This window comes from Streptomyces sp. ISL-10, assembly GCF_018614575.1.
Taxonomy (GTDB): Bacteria; Actinomycetota; Actinomycetes; order Streptomycetales; family Streptomycetaceae; genus Streptomyces.
Map to the genome: position 1 here is coordinate 440,020 of NZ_JAGGOJ010000007.1, position 14,937 is coordinate 454,956.

12 protein-coding genes and 4 pseudogenes are annotated in these 14,937 nt (G+C 65.4%); 12 read left to right on the top strand and 4 right to left on the bottom strand.

The features are described 5' to 3' along the window. Position 1: 1 nt before the first annotated feature. Positions 2-274: pseudogene (locus J7E88_RS35650) on the top strand (transposase); the annotation flags it as partial. A gap of 6 nt (positions 275-280) precedes the next feature. Here the strand turns inward: J7E88_RS35650 and J7E88_RS08650 are convergent. Next, positions 281-1,237, bottom strand: coding sequence for an IS30 family transposase (locus J7E88_RS08650; RefSeq protein ID WP_215178890.1), 957 nt, complete (start codon positions 1,235-1,237; stop codon positions 281-283). Between the two features lie 290 nt (positions 1,238-1,527). Here J7E88_RS08650 and J7E88_RS35655 point away from each other — a divergent pair, with 290 nt between their 5' ends. The 7 genes from J7E88_RS35655 to J7E88_RS08685 all read left to right on the top strand — a co-directional run bounded on the left by J7E88_RS35655 (position 1,528) and on the right by J7E88_RS08685 (position 8,347). Continuing rightward, positions 1,528-1,749: an integrase core domain-containing protein gene (locus J7E88_RS35655; protein ID WP_374196254.1), complete on the top strand. Its 222-nt coding sequence runs from the start codon at positions 1,528-1,530 to the stop codon at positions 1,747-1,749. Between the two features lie 183 nt (positions 1,750-1,932). After that, complete coding sequence (locus tag J7E88_RS35660; protein ID WP_251022350.1) at positions 1,933-2,253, top strand: transposase; 321 nt, start codon at positions 1,933-1,935, stop codon at positions 2,251-2,253. Next, positions 2,250-2,612: a hypothetical protein gene (locus J7E88_RS08665; RefSeq protein WP_215178892.1), complete on the top strand. Its 363-nt coding sequence runs from the start codon at positions 2,250-2,252 to the stop codon at positions 2,610-2,612. The genes J7E88_RS35660 and J7E88_RS08665 overlap by 4 nt, the downstream gene beginning before the upstream one ends. Before the next feature lie 720 nt (positions 2,613-3,332). Continuing rightward, positions 3,333-4,178, top strand: coding sequence for a hypothetical protein (locus J7E88_RS08670; RefSeq protein WP_215178893.1), 846 nt, complete (start codon positions 3,333-3,335; stop codon positions 4,176-4,178). Positions 4,179-4,184: 6 nt separating this feature from the next. Continuing rightward, the gene (locus J7E88_RS08675; protein WP_215178895.1) at positions 4,185-5,519 is read left to right on the top strand and encodes a hypothetical protein; all 1,335 of its coding nucleotides are present in this window, start codon (positions 4,185-4,187) and stop codon (positions 5,517-5,519) included. Continuing rightward, positions 5,516-7,399: a DEAD/DEAH box helicase gene (locus J7E88_RS08680; RefSeq protein ID WP_215178897.1), complete on the top strand. Its 1,884-nt coding sequence runs from the start codon at positions 5,516-5,518 to the stop codon at positions 7,397-7,399. The genes J7E88_RS08675 and J7E88_RS08680 overlap by 4 nt, the downstream gene beginning before the upstream one ends. A 9-nt stretch (positions 7,400-7,408) precedes the next feature. Then, positions 7,409-8,347 (top strand): DUF3883 domain-containing protein, encoded by a 939-nt coding sequence (locus J7E88_RS08685; RefSeq protein WP_215178898.1) that lies wholly within the window; start codon positions 7,409-7,411, stop codon positions 8,345-8,347. A 732-nt stretch (positions 8,348-9,079) separates the two neighbouring features. Here J7E88_RS08685 and J7E88_RS08690 read toward each other — a convergent pair. Continuing rightward, on the bottom strand, positions 9,080-10,252 hold the full coding sequence (locus tag J7E88_RS08690; RefSeq protein WP_215178900.1) for a DNA cytosine methyltransferase: 1,173 nt from the start codon (positions 10,250-10,252) through the stop codon (positions 9,080-9,082). 106 nt (positions 10,253-10,358) lie between these two features. Between J7E88_RS08690 and J7E88_RS08695 the strand changes: the two genes are divergently transcribed. After that, positions 10,359-10,811: a very short patch repair endonuclease gene (locus tag J7E88_RS08695; RefSeq protein ID WP_215178902.1), complete on the top strand. Its 453-nt coding sequence runs from the start codon at positions 10,359-10,361 to the stop codon at positions 10,809-10,811. Here J7E88_RS08695 and J7E88_RS08700 read toward each other — a convergent pair. Continuing rightward, a complete protein-coding gene (locus J7E88_RS08700) occupies positions 10,792-11,496 on the bottom strand; it encodes a GIY-YIG nuclease family protein (protein WP_215178904.1) in 705 nt (234 codons plus the stop codon). The two genes, J7E88_RS08695 and J7E88_RS08700, sit on opposite strands and share 20 nt — an antisense overlap. A 525-nt stretch (positions 11,497-12,021) precedes the next feature. Next, a complete protein-coding gene (locus J7E88_RS08705) occupies positions 12,022-12,366 on the bottom strand; it encodes a hypothetical protein (RefSeq protein ID WP_215178906.1) in 345 nt (114 codons plus the stop codon). A gap of 485 nt (positions 12,367-12,851) precedes the next feature. Between J7E88_RS08705 and J7E88_RS37360 the strand changes: the two are divergent. The 3 pseudogenes from J7E88_RS37360 to J7E88_RS08725 form a co-directional block, all read left to right on the top strand. Next, positions 12,852-13,187 (top strand): annotated as a pseudogene (locus tag J7E88_RS37360) (hypothetical protein). A 15-nt stretch (positions 13,188-13,202) separates the two neighbouring features. Continuing rightward, a pseudogene (locus J7E88_RS08720) lies at positions 13,203-14,082 on the top strand (FtsK/SpoIIIE domain-containing protein); the annotation flags it as partial. Positions 14,083-14,150: 68 nt separating this feature from the next. Continuing rightward, positions 14,151-14,795, top strand: a pseudogene (locus tag J7E88_RS08725) (site-specific integrase); the annotation flags it as partial. Positions 14,796-14,937 lie beyond the last annotated feature (142 nt).

Sequence of the window (14,937 nt, forward strand, 5' to 3'; positions counted from 1 at the left end):
CATGGGGAAGAAGAAGCCTCGGCCTCGCCGTTCGTTCACGCCGGAGTTCAAGTCCGAGATCGTCGAGCTGTGCCGGCGCGGTGACCGCTCGGTCGGTCAGGTCGCCAAGGACTTCGACCTGACCGAGACGGCGGTGCGGCTGTGGGTCAGCCAGGCCGAGGTCGACGCGGGCGAGCGCGACGGCCTGACCAGCAGCGAACGCGAGGAGTTGGCCGCGCTGCGGAGGGAGAACCGCCGACTGCGGGAGGACGTGGAGATCCTCAAGCGGGCCACCTTAGATTCAACCGGTCAAGGCAACACTCTCGGCTGGTGTTCGGAATCCCAGGCACTTGCGCGGACGGTTGTTGAGCTTCGTCGCGATAGCGTCAAGGTCGTCCTGGCTGAACGTCGACAGGTTCGTTCCTTTGGGCAGGTACTGCCGGAGCAACTTGTTGGTGTTCTCGTTGGTGCCACGTTGCCGGGGGCTACGCGGGGCTGCGAAGAACACGTCGACACCGGTGTCAGCGCTGAGACGCTTGTGGGCTGCCAGTTCCATGCCGCGATCCCAGGTCAGCGTGCCGCGTAGTCGGGGATCCATGCGTGCGTAGGTCTCGGCCAGAGCGGGAACGACCACGGTGGTGTGACGGCTGGCGAGTTTCACGACCGTGAGGAAGCGCGTCTTCCGGTCGACCAGTGTGGCGACCTGGCTGTTGTTCGAGCCGATCACCAGATCGCCTTCCAGGTGTCCGGACTCGCTGCGGTCCTCCGCCGCCTGGGGCCGCTCCTCGATCGGTCGGGCATCGCTGATCTGTGAACGCCACTGTCCCTTCACCGTGTGACGCTTGTTCTTCCGGATCGGGCGGCCAGTTCGCAGGCGTTTGCACAACTCGCGGGGCACCATTTTCCAGCGGGTGGTGTAGACCGACCGGTAGGTCGTCTCGTGGGTAATCCGCATCTGCGGGTCGTCCCCGTGATGCAGACGCAGGTGTCCGACGATCTGTTCGGGCGACCACTCCTCCTTCAGCAGGGTCAGCACCGTCTGCCTCAACGCGGGGCTGCGGGCGAGCAAGCACTGCTTCGGGCGCCGGGCGCGATCAAGCGCCCGTTCCTGCGCAGCAATCGCCCGGTAGACGTCGCGTCCGCCGTTGTTGTTGACCTCACGGCTGATCGTCGACACCGCACGCCCCAGGAGGCCAGCGATGGTCCGGTAGGACTCGCCGGCACAAAGCCCGCGCGAGATCTCCTCCCGCTCGCCCATGGTCAAGTTTCCAGCGCGCGCCTTGCGGGATCCGGGAGCGATTCCTCCGTGGTGCTGAGGACAGTGAACACCGAGCCGGGCGGCTTGCCGATCTGCCTTGAGATGACGCTGATCGACTCCCCGGCCCTCCACCGCCGCCACAAGTCGGCCTTCATCTCGTCCGACATCCCCGGCCGACCCAGTCTCGCCACGTATACCGTCCTCAACCAGCACTGTTGCTCTGACCGGTTGAATCTAAGCAGTACACCAGTCAGCAATTCGCCACCCAGGCAACGGAGTTCGGCGTCCGTCTGTCGGTCGGCCGCACCGGGCAGTGCTGGGACAACGCGCTCGCCGAGTCGTTTTTCGCCACGATCAAACGGGAGTTGCTCGACACGAGCTCCTGGCCCAGCCGGGCCGCCGCCCGCACCACGATCTTCGACTTCATCGAGGGCTGGTACAACTTGCACCGACTGCACAGCAGCCTCGGCTACCGCAGTCCCGCCGAATACGAGACCGCACTCGCAGCCTGACCACCACACTGATGGTGTCCGTCAAAGCGGAACAAGCTCAGTCCGCGAGTACACCGGACGCAAGGACCAATCCAAGGGCTTCGGCTGGCGGGACTTCCGTGACCTGCTGATCCGCTCCCGCATCCAGCTCGGCGGCCCGATCGTCTGGTCTGGGACAACGTCCGCTTACACCTGACCAAGCCCCTGCGGGAGTTCATCGAAGCGAACGGGGACTGGCTCACGGTCTTCCAACTGCCCACCTACGCGCCCGACCTGAACCCGCAAGAAGGCATCTGGTCGCTGGTCAAGCGCGACATCGGCAACCTTGCCGCCGCCGACCTCAGCCAGATCACCCGCGCCGTGAAGCGCAAGGTCAAGATGTTGCAGTACTGGGCCGGAGGTCATCGACGGCTGCCTCGCCGGCACCGACCTGGCCCTGGACGCGTGAACGCAATGGCTGGCCGATCGGCGATTGGCCGGCACGGTCAAGCCAAAAGTTGCTGGTCAGATACGGTGACGGAATGACCGAGAGCTGGCCTGCCGACGTAGCCGACGTGCTCGCGGCAGTCCTGAACACGGACAATCCGGTTAATGTCGCGCTCCGAAGACAGGTTCCGCACCTCAGCGTCCGAGGGCGCTGCACATGCGGGTGCGGAACCGCCTACTTCGAACTCGACACCAGCGAGGCGGAGCCCGCACCCACTGGCCCCAGCAGTGTCATGGCGGCCGAAGCGCAGCTCGTCACCGAGGCTGGCGAGTGCGCCGGTGAGGTCCTGGTCTTCACGCAAGGCGGCTACCTGTCGTGGCTGGAAGTCTGTTCATGGAGCGACGATGTCGAGGTGACCCTGGCCGCCGCGCGTCGCTGGCTGCAGACACGCTCTTGATCTCGAACGGCTAGAGTCCAGCGGTCTCTGCGACACCACCGACATCACGAGTTCAAGTTCAGTAGCGCACAGCCAGATGCCGTTGTTAGCGTCCCGTCTCTGCTCGGCCGCCAGCCCCCCAGTACCTCGCGGTCCGCCGGCAGAAGCAGCGTAGATGTGGGCAGCCCTACCTGATCGCTCAACATCTTTGGCACCCGCACCTGGACCGATCGTCAGGCGACCGCACTCCGCGGCTGCGCGCTCCCACACGCCACTCGCACGGAACCAGTGATAGACAACGACAAAGAGCCGGACCCGGCCTCCCTGCGCAACCATTGCCGTGATCAGGACCGCTCAGAAGGATTCCTGCTGTACCGCTCGGGACAGCACGAGGCTGGCGTTCGGTCGATACGATGCGCAGGCTATGCATCGTCCATGCGATGGGGAGGGGCAGTGAGGATCAAGGACCGGAGCACCCGGCGGCGGTCGAAACGGCCGTAGAGATCCGCGCTTTGAGGGTCTGTAACCCTCGCGGCACGTCATGGACTCACAGTCGGGCCGAAGCGACCGGCAGGGTGGCGCCAGACTGCTGTTGAGAAGCGGGTGCCCTTGGCCCAGGGGCCGTTGTCGGACCCCGTTGCTACGATTCTCGCTCTGCTCTCTGGGGGCCGGATGTGCGTGCTGACCTGCGCGCGACGCAGAGCACACCTCCAGCTGACTAGAGGAATGGGGAAGTGGAGTATGGGGGCAGACGAAGCCGCGCCGTGCCGTCACGCGGGAGCTCCTCCGGCCGATGTCGTCGAGCGGGTCTCCCGGCTGATCCGGAGTCTCGGGGCCGAGGAAGCCCTCCTCACCCGTCATGGCATCACCGCGGAGGAGTTCCGCGAGGCCTTGGGGCCGACGATCCAGAAGATGCGCGGGAGCTCGAGCGCCGGCGTAGGCGACCGACGACAGTTCATGCAAGGCATGCTGGGCCATCTGGTGTCCAGCGGGGTGGTCACCCGCTTCGAGGAACCTCAGTATGGCGACGACACCGTCTATCGCCTGTCGGTTCCCGGGATGGCCGAGGACGTGGCCATCATCCAGAAGGGGTGCCCTGACGGGACGCACAGCAGCGCTAGATGGTCGGTGCCCGACTGGGCCGGTGAAGCGTACCTGTGGTGGGTGTGCGACAGCATGAAATACGAGCCGGGCACCCACGTTCACAAGGGAGTCCAGAGGCTCTTCCAGCGCTTCAGCGACGAGCGGCCCGACCAACTCGCCGGGGTGATCTTTCACAACGAGCTGTGCGGCGGGTCCAGGCGCCTGTGCCCGAAGATGGAGCACGCCGTCACGATAGACGGGCGCGAGACGCCTCCGCCGTGCGTCTACGTGATGCCTGATCGGAACCCCTCCGCGAACGAGTGGAACTGGAACGGCGGCCAGCAGCGCGAGTTCCCAGCCGTGCTGATGAAGGCCTTCGGCATCCCGCAGGAGCAGGCGTCGTTCTTCGTGGGCGACGTCGGCTACCGCCTCATCGGCGGCAAGCGCAAGACCAACATCGTTTCGCGTTACGGCCTCGTCCGCATGACCTCGCACAGGAGCTGATCCCGCATGCACTTCTCTTCTCTCGACCCGGACCGGTCCCAGTTCCTCGCGGCACGCCTGAGCGGGACGCAGAAGACCATGCCGGTACCCGCCTGGCCGCGCTCCGAGAAGGAGCTGCCGGTCGTGGAGCTCGAGGTAACCTGGGCGCGGTTCTCGGTCATCAACCACCGCACCAAGGCCGAGCAGATCCGCGAGCAGCGCAAAGCCGGCCGTGACGACCTGTTCAGCCGGGATCCCCTCGGCAAGGAGGCGCAGGACGCCCAGTACCGGATTCTGTGCGGGCAGGAGGGCTTCGAGGATCTCAAGAGCGACCTGAAGAGCCGGCGGCAGCAGGAGCCCGCGATCGTCACCGGCGACGGAGTTCTGATTAACGGCAACCGCCGTTCGGCGGCGATGCGTTCGCTGTTCGTCGACGAAGACGTGCGCAGCGCTCGCTACGTCAAGTGCCTCGTGCTTCCGGCGGACGCGACCGCTGCCGAGTTGGTCGACCTCGAAACAGAGCTCCAGGTCGCCAAGGACTTCAAGCAGGACTACTCGTGGATCAACGAGGCCCTGCTCATCGAGGAGCTCTACGAGCGCGAGAACAAGGACTTCAAGCGCGTCGCCGAGCGCGTACACCGCAAGACCGAGGAGGTGCGCGACTACTACGAGAAGATCCAGCAGGTTCACCAGCTGGTGGCTCTCTCCGACGGGACTCGGGAGTACGTCGACTTCATCCCCAACGAGTCGGCGTTCGCGGAGCTCGCGAAGCACGTCAAAAACAAGTCCGAGACCGAGGCGAAGTCGGTAAAGGACGTCTACTTCCTCGGCACGCTGGCCGGCGTGGAGTACCGAAACCTGCGTCACCTGCGCCGCCCGGACGCAGCGGAGCTGGTCGTCGACGAACTCCGGGCCAACGCCACCCTGGCCCCGCTGCTCGACGCCCTGCCGCAGGCCTCGTCGCACGCTCCCGCCTCGGAGGACGACAACCTCCTGGACTCGTTCCTCGACGATGAGCCGGCAGCTTCCGAGCCGCTGGAGGACCTTCTGCGCCTGGTCGCCACGAAGGGGCCGGAGGAGACCGTCCAGGTCGCGGACGGAGGGTCGATCGAGATGACCGACCTGCTGAAGAGCCTGCGCGACGTCGTCAAGAGCGCCGCCCAGGAGGCGGCGGAAGACACGCAGGACCGCAGGGAGATCACCGCGCCGCTGGAGCGCGCGGAGAAGGCCGCCCTTGAGCTTAAGCGCGCGATCGACGCGCTGCCGAAGGCTCGCCGTTACGAGGAGTGGGACGAGAGGGAGTTCTCCGCGAGGATCGAGAAGCTCGATGAGCTCGTCCGGACGGCCAAGGGAGCGTCTTGATCCACGCCGAGCTGTACCAGGAACCGAGACCGGTCGTCGTTCTCGAGAAGCGTTCCGGGGCCAGTCTCGGCGCGTGGGCGAGCGTCCAGGAGGCGCTCGCCCGGGGAATCGTCGGCGGCTCAAGCGACCGGACCGAGGTACGGGTCGAGGTGTTCCTCGCCGAGCTCAACGTCATCGGAGCGGTCCGCAGGCGCTACGACCAGAAGGTCGATCTCGGCCCAGCGCTGCGGGAGCAAATCCAGGCGCTGGCGGCGGACCAGAAGCAGCGGCAGGCTGCCCTGGACGCACCCGTGTCCTCCGTCTCCCTGTCCGACCTGGAGCAGCAACTGGTGGCCGCGGGCTTCACCAGGACGCTGAAGCCTTTCCAGCTGGAGAACCTGGCGCGGATCGTGCGGCTGCCGCACGCCGCGGACTTCTCGGTGCCCGGGGCCGGCAAGACGACGGTGGCGCTGGCCAACCACTCCGTGGCGCGTGCCCGGGGGCAGGTCGAGCAGCTGCTGGTAATCGCGCCCATCGCCGCCTTCCCGGCCTGGAAGGAGGAGGTCGAGGCTTGCCTCGATCCGGCACCGAAACTCGTCGTCCACCACGGCTCCGTGTCTGCGATACCGAAGAGCGCCCAGATCTTGCTGACGAACTACAACCGGGCGGCGAACGACTACGACCGGATCAGGGACTTCGTGGTGCGCCGTCCCACCCAGGTCGTCCTGGACGAGGCGCACCGGATCAAGCGGGGTTCGGGCGGCGTGCACGGGCGCGCTGTGCTCGACCTGGCGTATGCCGCGCGCCGCCGCGACGTGCTCACCGGGACGCCCGCTCCTCAGGGTGCGCACGATCTCGTCGCCCCGGTGCGGTTCCTCTATCCGGGCCAGGACCGCAAGATCCTCCCGGAGAGCGCCTACAACGAGCGCAACGGCCGCGACGAGGACGTCGTCCGCGACACCGGGAACGCCATCTCGAAGTACTTCGTCCGGACGCCGAAGGCCCGCCTGGGGCTGCCGGAAACGAAGATCATTTATGAGTCGAAGGAGATGCGGCCGCTCCAGCGGGCGATCTACGAGGCGCTCATCGGGCGGTACCAGGGAGAGTTCGCACTGGCCATCAAGGAACGCCGGGACTTCGACCGGCTCGGCCGGATCATGATGTACCTGCTGGAGGCGGCCACCAACCCGGCGCTGCTCGTGGCCGGCTCCGACAGGTACGACGAGGACGGCTTCCTCCACCCGCCCTTGCAAGTGAAGGGCGACGAACCCTTGGTGCGGCTGCTCCAGCAGTACCGGGCGCACGAGGTCCCGTGGAAGTACGACCGCGTCCGGGAGATCGTCGCGCAGGAGGCGGCGCGTGGCCAGAAGGTCCTCGTCTGGTCAACATTCGTCCGCAACCTGAAGATCCTGCGCACCTTCCTGAAGGAGTACGAGCCCGCAGTGGTGCACGGCGGCGTCCCCGCCGCGGACGGGAATCCGCCGGCGGGCGCGGTGACCAGAGAGGCTGAGTTCGACCGGTTCCGCAACGACCCATCGTGCAAGGTCCTGCTGGCTAACCCGGCCGCCTGCGGCGAGGGCGTCAGCCTCCAGCACTGGTGCCACCATGCGGTCTACCTGGACCGGACGTTCAACGCCGGTCATTTCCTGCAGAGCCAGGACCGCATCCACCGTATCGGCCTCGCCGAGGGCACCCTCACCCGGTTCACGCTTCTGCTGAGCCGGGACACGATCGACGAGACCGTGGACGGACGGCTGCGAGACAAGATCGAAACCATGGCCAGGCTGATGAACGACCCGGGTCTGGTGCGTGTGTCGCTTCCCGAGCCCGACGAACACGTCGGAGGGGCAGCCGCCGCGGAGGACGACATGCAGGTCGTCGCGGCCATGCTGCGCGACTGAGGGGGGCATGTGGATCTGCTCCCTCGGCACGGCGTCGTCTTCGCCGTGCTGCATCTCGCTCGCGTGGCGAGACTCGCACCACGCAGAGGCGTCGACGAGTGGGTGAGGGCCGCGCTGCGCCACGGCTCCTACATGACGGCGGCGACCGACCTTCGGTCGCCGGCGCGGGCGCTGGTCCGGGCCGGGCTCGCGTCGCTGGGCGAGGAGGGCGACATAAGGGTGGCGCGTTCGCTCGCCGCCGTGGCGGCGTCGAAAGGAGGAGCTCAGCACGCGATGCGTCATGCAGCGGTCACGCTGCTGGCCTCCCAGCCTCCGGCGTGGCTGCGGGTCGCCGTGAATGCGGACGGCGTCGAGCGCGCCTACATCCCTCAGCCGGATCTCGACGCTCTGAGCTGGCTGGAGGAGGCTCTCGACGATGTCCTGGTGGAGGCCCGTTGGCTAGTCGGCGATTCTGACGGCGCGGATCTGTCCAAGGAGATCGGCGACGCCGCGGAGGAGATCGTCGTCGCGGCGCTGCGCGCGGCGGGCAAGGAGCCCCTGCATGTCGCCCGCATCTCCGATGGCTACGGGTACGACGTGGACGTGTCCGAGGGGCCCGTCCGGTTCCTCGAGGTGAAGTCGGCCGGGCCGAAGACTCTGTCGCGCTTCCACCTCTCCCGCCACGAGTTCGACACGAGCGTCCGGCAGGGTGATGCCTGGTGTCTGGTCCAGGTGGTCTTCGAGGCAAGCGCATTCGTCGCCGACCCGATCACGGCCGCGGACGTCAGCCACATACGCGAGCTGCCCGCCTCGGCGCTGCGGGACCTCGTGCCCGCGGATTCTTCCGAGTTCCGGTGGGAGGACTCAGCGCTCATCACTCCGCCGCCGGATGCGTGGCGGCCGAGCACGCTGGAACCGGATCCGTCCTTCGTCCGGCCGGGCTTCGCGGCTATGGGAAACCACTCCTGAAAGCGGGGGCCCCGACACTTGAGGGGAATCGGGAGCCTGATTCGTCCGCTTCGGGAGCTTGTATTCATCCGCGCCCATCAAGCAGGCGTATTCGCGCGGCGTCATCCAGCGTACCCGCAGCCCGTCCGGGGCGATGCGCACGACGGCCTGCTTCGAGGATTTGCTGCCCTAGTGCGCAGGCAGCCAGCGACCTCGTCAGCACCATCTCCCAGGCCGGGACGCCATTGCGCGAACCGGCGGGGTGGGGTCTGTTGCGGTCGCAGTATCTCCTCCTCTGGACGGTGAGCCGCCAGCAGGCTCCAATGCGAACACCCCAGCCCAGATCTCCGCAGAAGAGATGGACCGCACAGAAACCTTCTCTGTGTAGCCGTCGTACGCAAGGCCGTTGTCCAAGACAGCTGGCCAGCCGCGAACCCGCCACGACTCGACCGTGGCCTTCTCCACAGCCGCGATCGTCGCGCCCGAGCGGAAAAGTCAGCTCCTTCAGGACAGTCCACCCGTTACGGCAGTATTTTCTCGCTGATTCCGATCTTGGCGGCGGCGAGGGTCGACCTTGATGACCATGTACGGCAGCGCTGGTCGGTCGGGTTTGAAAGCCGTGCTCAGCGCACCCTGCGCAGGCCCACCGCTCGCTGAAGCGGGCGTTCAGGGACGGATCACAGAAGCAGCTCCTCGAAGCCGCCAGCTTGCCACGGAGGTGCTTTTCCAGGTGGCTCTTGAAGGCTGCCTGGCTCACTTCGGAGCCATCTTGCCTTCCAAGAGGGGAATCAAATAACTCTCGGTTAGCCATTGAACCGTATTAACACAGACAGCGTCACCAAATCCCATAACAGCCTGGCTGGGACGCTCGGGGAGTACGTAACCGTCCGCCCCCATGAGTCGGGCGTACTCCACGGAGGTCATCCACCGTGCACGCAGCGGCTGGCCCTCTTGAATCCGCACGACGGCTTGCTTTGATGAGCCACCTCCTGCTGTTCGCAGGCAGCCGGCGATGTCATCGGCGCGGATCTCCCAAGCTGGCTTCCCGTCCCTTGTACGGCGGTAGGCAGTCCTATAAGCGACACGTGTGGAAGAAATTTCCGCGATCTTTTTGATCTGAACCGGAGAAAGCTCGCTGTTGAACTTCATCATTCGCTGATTATCCCACCAACGTGGGTCGCTCAGGGGAACGTCATCGACGATGGAGGTCCAGCCACTGTTTCGGTGTTCGGGTGGAGCGGGCAACGACGCCTGATGCGTTCGTAGGGCCGCGTCGGCGAAGATCCCATCGAGCCAGCGCGGTCGCAGAAAACGCGAGAGGAACTGGGTCTGCTCGGGTACTTCAAGAGCTCCGACAAGGAAGAGACGGGGTCGCGATTGCGGAACCCAGCTCCTGGCGTCGAGCGTGACGACGTCAACGGAGTAGCCGAGACCGTTCAGCGCTCGAATGGCGGCTCTGAGGTCCTCGCCCTTGTGGCTGGTGGCAAATCCGTTTACGTTTTCCAAGGCAACGACGGGTGGCCTGTCAGCGCCCAGTTTCTCCAAGATCGTTACGAAGTTCCAAAAAGTTCCCGAGTGCTTGCCCGCCAGGCCTTTTCGGCCGCCGGCCAGAGAGAGGTCGGTGCAAGGGAAGGACGCCCATGCGACGGAAAGATTCCTGGGAACTTCGTAAGCGCGGGGATTTTCGGCAATTGACTTGATATCCGCAAGTTTGTAATGACTTGCGACGTTCTGGCCGAAGTTCCGCAGATACATGTCGTGCTTGTCGGCGGAGAGATCGTTGGCCCACGTAACCTTGAGGCCCGCTGCTTCCATGCCGAGCCGAGCCAGTCCGATGCCAGCGAAGAATTCTGCTGCGTTGAGCTCCCGGTGGAGGGAGCTCGAAGTGGCTTGCTGTGGGGGCGTGAGGGCGGGCGCGATAGTCACGTCGGAGATCTTATGCTACCGGTGCCTCGCTAGGACCTGATCGTGCGCCGATCACTCGATAGGTGTGCCGAGGATCACCAGAGGCTCGCGAAGGTACGGTGGGTGCATGACACAGAGTTCGCAGTCCTGGGCGTCAACCCCCGCCGTCAGGGCCAGTATGCGAGCGAACCGCAGTCGTGACACAGGTCCTGAGCTTTTGTTGCGCAGAGCTTTGCACGCGAGAGGCTACCGATACCGGGTTGCCAGCCGGCCGTTGCCTGAACTCCGCAGGACTGCCGACCTGGTCTTTTCGCGGGCGAAGGTAGCGGTATTTGTTGATGGCTGCTTTTGGCACGGCTGTCCAATCCATCACCGGCTTGCCAAGCGTAACCGTGACTATTGGGAAGAGAAGATCCGCAAAAATAGAATCCGCGATGAAGAGGTAGACGAGAAGCTCGCCGCGGCTGGCTGGCTGTCAATCAGGATTTGGGAGCATGAGAACGTGGCTTCAGCGACTTCTAGAGTCTCTGAGGCGGTTGATTCCCGACGTTACCCTGGCCTCACGTCTCCTCAAAGTTGACCTGAGTGTCCGCCGGAGAGCTCTCGGAGGTGATTCCAAAATCTTCCAGCCGTTTGTTGCTCAACCACTCAAGTCTTTGGGTTTGGAGGTGCAGGGTTTTTCGAATGCCGCCCGTAACTTGCCGTTCGCTGATCAGCTGCGCGAGTCGTCCCACGATGGTGGCACGGCGAGCGATGCGTACATCTGCGTGTATTCTGTCCTCCCAGATTGAATCCGGAATGATGCGGCCACGAACGCTTGGGGGCAGGGGTACGGGTGGAACCGCATTTGGCACCCGTTCGTTGAGAACGGCATTGAAGCGTGATTGACTGCGGAGCTTCTGGTAGACGGTTGATTCGTACTCGTTAAGTAGTCTTCTCTTTGTGGCGGTGCCTGCGTCGGAGGCTGCGATCTCGGGAATCGTCCAGACTTCGATGTCAGCGACCTCGAAGGGGTCCAGGATGAATTTGGCCACGACGTCGGTTCGCTGGCCGGTGAGATGTCGCCCAACGCGTCCACGCACCGTGTCGCTGGTCTGCCCTACGTAAATAGGCTCGCCATCGTAGTCGTAGAACGCGTATACCCCGCCTTTGCAATCCCCTAGCCTTTTCCCGGGATGATTAGGATCCGGTTGATCCATGTATGCATGGATTTCTGATCGGATCAGGAGCGTTACGCGAGGCGGACGCTTGGCGTGTGCGGTCATTCGCTTAACCTCGGGGGAGTCGGGACGAAGATCGTACTCACGTGATGCACCTGAGGGTGCGCCGCCGCCGGGACGGCGCCGGACGGCCTGGGCGTGGATACGATCTAGGGACCGCGGCGTCGGTCCAGGACGATCAACCACTTGTGCAACATCGAGGTGCGTGTCAACGCCACTCGTCTGATGGGCGGAGATGCTGGGTGCGGTGGGCCCGCGGACGTGGCGCTGGTCAACCGTGACGGAAGCGCGATGTCGGAACGGGTGGAGGGTAGTTCCCCGATCGTCCCGACAAGATCACGATTGAGGTTCTGGCGACGCAGATTACTCGTCCTCGCGGAGGCTGAGTGGGCGGCGCAGCGACTGAGGGAAGTCCTCGCTCACGTCCTGGTATGGCGGTGCAGGGAGCGATGGGGAGTCTCGACTCTCACCGGCCGGTTGGGGGTCCTTGTGGCTGCAGCTGTCGACGGTTGTCAACGTTGGTCGTCTTCGGCTGCCCCGGAGGGCCCCGTGGCGGCACCGGAAGGCGCTCTACCTCTTCGTGATCTGCCTTGCGAACTTCCGGAACTTGGTGTGAGCCCCCGGAGCCATCGGCGTATCGAGCTCGCTGCAGCGAACAGCCTTCGTGGCCAGTGAGACGGCCTCGCCTAGAGGGCTCTTCTCAATGATCAAGACTGCCCAGGCTCGTTCATCGGTCGGGAGCGTCGTCGGCAACGTCAGAACTCCAAGGTGGTTCAGCTTGTCGGTGATTTCGTGAGAGAGCGCCGTGCTCAGCCGTTCGCGGTATGGCGCTGCTAGCTCCTTGATCGTCACCATCTGTAAACGCTTGACCCCGCCATCGATCCTGACGGCGCTCACGATTTCTTCATATCCCATGACTGCAGAGGGTATTGAGTTGATTACTCGCGTGTCTACCGAGTTGCCTAGAGATCTTTAATGATGCGGGTTACGTCGGGCCGTGACGGCTGCCGTGGTCCGCGCTGTGCCGGGAGGATGAGGTATCCCGATGGCGGTGGATTGACGGCTGAGGAACGGGCTCGGCGTGAGCAAGTCCGGCTCGCAGCTGCTGACCTGATCGGTCCCGGGCCAGTGACCGGGAGGTGGCCCGACGGTTCAGGGTGACTCGGATGTCGGCGAACCGCTGGCGGCGGGCGTTGGCTTCGGGCGGCCGGCATGCCCTTGCCTCCAAGGGTCCAGGCGGCGCCCACTGCAAGCTCGACCCGCAACAACTCCGCCTGCTGGAGACGGCGCTGGATGCCGGCCCCGCCGCATTCGGCTGGCCTGACCAGTGCTGGACGCTGGCGCGGATCGCTGACGTCGTGCGTCGCCGGTTCGGCGTCCAGTTCGCGGATGAGGCTGGTCTGGGCGGACAGGTAGAAGACGAATTCCGTCGACACGACCGGCGCCGTCGTGATGGTCAGACCGGAGAGGTCGCCACCGACCGGGACACCGGTGCACCGCTGGTGACGATCGACGTCATGTTCGTCATGAACGGCAACGCCGAGATCCTGAGCCTGACCGTCCCGGAGACCGCGTTCACCGGCGAGCTCAGCACCGGCACCCCGGTCGGCCTGACCGGCGTGGTGGCCCGGCCGTGCGAGAACGAGTTCAACGGCTAGAAGCGGCACGGCATGAGCTTCCGCGCGATCGCGGTCACCTCGCTGGCCGTCGACGCGGGCAAGCCCACGGCGGCCTGATCGTGACCGGGACAGCGATCAGGCGTGGTCGAGCTGCGGATGACCGGCTATGACGTGCTCAAGCGGGTGCAGATGCCCGCGAGGATCGCCCGTGAGGGCCTGTGTATCCCGGTCGCGTTGCGGGAGGACGGGGAGGTCCACTACCGCGACTACAGCCAGGTCCCGCACGCCCTCAACCTCGGCGCGACCGAGTCCGGCAAATCTGTATACCAGCGGCAGTTGGTCAAGGAACTTGCCGCCCTCGACGTCGCCCTGGTCGGCATCGACTGCAAGGAAGGAGTAGAGCTCTACCCACTCGCCCGACGCTTCTCCGCGCTCGCCGACAATGCCGCCGACCTGCTCGACGTCCTCGTCTACCGCATGGCCGCGACGTACCGGATCGTCCGCCGCGAGCAGCGCATCAGCTCGGACGTCCCGGACGCGGAGATCACCGCCGACATCTGGGGCCTGCCCGACCACCTGCGCCCCGTGCCGTCGTGCTCCTGGTCGACGAGGCCGAACTGTCGTTTTTCGGGAACGCCGCTGAGAACAAGCGCCGCGGGCGGATCATCACCGCACTCGTCCGACTCGGCCAGTTCGGCCGCGCCGCCAGCATCGACGTCGAGATCTGCGGCCAGCGCTTCGTATCCGAACTCGGCGACGGACCAGCTCACCGGCCGCACCTCGCACCGCAACAACGACCGAAGCCTCCGCCAAGATGGCGTTCGGCGACATCGCACCGGACGCCGTCATCGCCGCCACACAGATTCCCGCGGACCGTCCCGGCACCGCCGTCGCCGGTGACTCGACAGGCGGCTGGGTCCGCATCAACGCCAACGCGCACCGCAACCCGGACCTGCCGGAGCTGGCACGTTTCCGCCCGCTGCCGCCCGCCGTGTCGCTGGTGAAGATCCCGGGCGAGACCGAGGCACAATATGGCCGCATGCTGCGCCGAACACGCGTGACGGCATCAACGAATCGTGAATGTCGAGCGAGGTCGACCCACGGGTCGTAGCCAACCCTGAGCAGGCACGATCTCTGCTCCATGCCGTCTCCTACGGGATGCACTTCGGTGGCTTCCGCCCGGCTGAGGTGGTGGGCCTGGCTGAGCCAGACCTGACGCTGCCAGCTGTCGGGTGGGGCTCGGCGCTTCTGCATCGGACGCGTCCGAGCGTGGGCAAGCAGTGGACCGACTCCGGCGAGAGCCACGACGACCGCGGATTGAAGAACCGCCCGAACGAGGACGTCCGGCGGGTGCCCATCCCTCCCCAGCTCGTCGCAATCTTCCGTGAGCACATCGACACCTTCGGGACCGCCGACGACGGCCGGCTGTTCTTCAGCGAGAACGGGGGAGTGGTCTCCTCCTCGACCTACTACCGGGCGTGGCAAGAAGCCCGGACGCTCGCGCTCCCGCCGGCCGCGGTCGCCTCACCACTCGCGCGGCGCCCGTACGACCTTCGGCACTCCGCGCTCTCCACATGGCTGGACGCCGGAGTGGACGCCACCGAGGTGGCCGAGCGCGCCGGCAACAGCGTGGAGGTCCTTCTCAGTCGATACGCCAAGTGCCTCGACGGCCGCCAAGAGGTAGCCAACCGCCGTATTGAGGATCTGTTGCGCGAGTACGAGTGATCGCAGACGTCGGTAGCTCTTATGCCCTCGGACTTGTCCGGGGGCATCGCCATGCCTTGGCGGAGACCGGCGTTCTTGTCCTCAGGATTTCCGCGTCGGTGGCTTCGGGGTTTGTGTCCGAGCCGGGCCATGAAGCCAGGCA